Source organism: Streptomyces sp. NPDC001157 (genome assembly GCF_053598255.1).
The window spans coordinates 1-2,074 of sequence record NZ_JBSFJW010000094.1 but is presented as its reverse complement, the minus strand read 5'-3'; the positions used below and the strand labels follow the sequence as shown (position 1 = coordinate 2,074).

Here is a 2,074-nt window from a genome sequence, read left to right as displayed (position 1 = left end):
GTCCGTTATGTTTCCGCTCGCTCCCTGGACACGGCTCCCGTGGTCGATGTGCCGCCCGGTCCGGGTGAGGTGGAGCTGGCTCCCGCGTTCGTCGGTATCTGTGGTACCGATCTGCATATCTTCCACGGGGACATGGATGCCCGGGTCGCCGCGCCTGCCGTGCTGGGGCATGAGATGTCCGGCCGGGTGGTGCGGGTCGGGCCGGGTGTGGAGGGCTGGGCGCCCGGGGACGCGGTCACCGTGATGCCGCTGCGCTGGGACGATTCCTGTCCGGCGTGCCGGGCCGGGCATCAGCACATCTGCCAGCACCTCGACTTCATCGGTATCGACTCACCGGGCGCGATGCAGCAGCGCTGGACGGTGCCCGCCGCCACGCTGATCCGGCTGCCCGAGGCGCTCGCGCTGGACCGGGCCGCGCTGGTGGAGCCCACCGCGGTCGCCGTGCACGACGTGGGCCGCGCCGCCGTGCGCGAGGGGGAGAAGGTCGTGGTGGTCGGCGGCGGCCCGGTCGGCATCCTCATCGCGCTGGTCGCAAAGGCCGCCGGGGCCGAGGTGCGGGTGGTGGAGCTCAGCGCCCACCGGCGGCTGCTCGCCGAGGAGCTGGGGCTGACCACCTGGGACCCGGCCGCCGACGACGTGCCGGCGCTGGTCGGCGCGTGGACCGCGGACGCGGGCGCGGACGTCGCGTTCGAGGTGTCCGGCGCGCAGGGCGGAGTGGAGACGGCGGTCGAGGTGCTGGGGGTGCGCGGACGCCTCTGCCTGGTCGCCATCCACCCCCGCCCGCGTGAGGTCAATCTGCACCGCTTCTTCTGGCGTGAACTCACCCTGGTCGGCGCCCGGTTGTATACCCGCGCCGACTTCGAGCGCGCGGTGGCCCTGGTCGCCGACGGCACCATCCCGGCCGAGCGGCTGATCAGCAAGGTCGTCCCGCTCACCCAGGCGCCCGCCGCGTTCGAGGCCCTGGAGGGCGGCGGCGACGTGATGAAGATCCTCGTGGACTGCACCGACGACGCCCAGGGAGCCGCCGTATGAGCGTCTTCGACCTCACCGGGAAGCTCGCCGTGGTCACCGGGGCCCGGCGCGGCATCGGCCGGGCCATGGCCCGGGCGCTGGCCGAGGCCGGCGCGGACGTCATCGGCGTCAGCGCCACCCTGGAGGCCTCCGGCAGCGAAGTCGAGAAGGACGTCCTCGCCGCGGGCCGCACCTTCGAGGCGATCCGCACCGACTTCGCCGACCCCGCCGCCGTACAAGCCCTGGGCGCCGACCTCGCCGGGCGCCAGCGGCCGGTGGACATCCTGGTCAACAACGCCGGCACCATCCGCCGCGCCCCCGCCGCCGAACACACCGACGCGGACTGGGAGCTGGTGCTCCAGGTCAACCTCAACGCCCAGTTCGCCCTGACCCGCGCGGTCGGCGCGACCATGGTCGCCCGCGGCCAGGGCAAGGTCATCTTCACCGCCTCCCTGCTCAGCTACCAGGGCGGCATCACCGTCCCCGGCTACACCGCCGCCAAGCACGGCATCGCCGGCCTGACCAAAGCCCTGGCCAACGAATGGGCCCCGCACGGCGTGAACGTCAACGCGATCGCACCCGGCTACATCGCCACCGACAACACCCAGGCCCTCCAGGACGACCCGCAACGCAGCAAAGCCATCCTGGACCGCATCCCGGCCGGCCGCTGGGGCACCGCAGACGACCTCGCCGGCGCCACCGTCTTCCTCGCCTCCGACGCCGCCGCCTACATCCACGGCACCGTCCTGCCCGTCGACGGCGGATGGCTCGGCCGATGACCACCCACCCCACCGCCCTGCCGACCGGCACCCGCCTGATGCCGGTACTGACCGTCCCGAACCCCGCGACCGCCGCCCCACTGGCCGAAGCGCTCGCAGCGGGCGGCGCCCGCTGCGCCGAGGTCACCTTCCGCACCCCGGACGCCGAGCAGGTACTCAAGACGATGGCCGCCCACGGCGGCCTGGCCGTCGGCGCGGGCACGGTCCTCACACCCGAGCAGGCAGAACGCGCCGTGGCAGCCGGGGCCCGCTTCCTCGTCTCCCCCGGCTTCGACAAGGAAGTC

2 protein-coding genes and 1 pseudogene are annotated in these 2,074 nt (G+C 73.7%); all 3 read left to right on the top strand.

The features are described 5' to 3' along the window. The coding region (locus ACWDAG_RS47720) for a zinc-dependent alcohol dehydrogenase (RefSeq protein WP_450701863.1) at positions 1–1,032 on the top strand (1,032 nt) is incomplete at its 5' end. Next, positions 1,029–1,790: an SDR family oxidoreductase gene (locus tag ACWDAG_RS47715; RefSeq protein ID WP_450701862.1), complete on the top strand. Its 762-nt coding sequence runs from the start codon at positions 1,029–1,031 to the stop codon at positions 1,788–1,790. The genes ACWDAG_RS47720 and ACWDAG_RS47715, both read left to right, overlap by 4 nt. Further along, positions 1,787–2,074 (top strand): annotated as a pseudogene (locus tag ACWDAG_RS47710) (keto-deoxy-phosphogluconate aldolase); the annotation flags it as partial. The gene ACWDAG_RS47715 and the pseudogene ACWDAG_RS47710, both read left to right, overlap by 4 nt.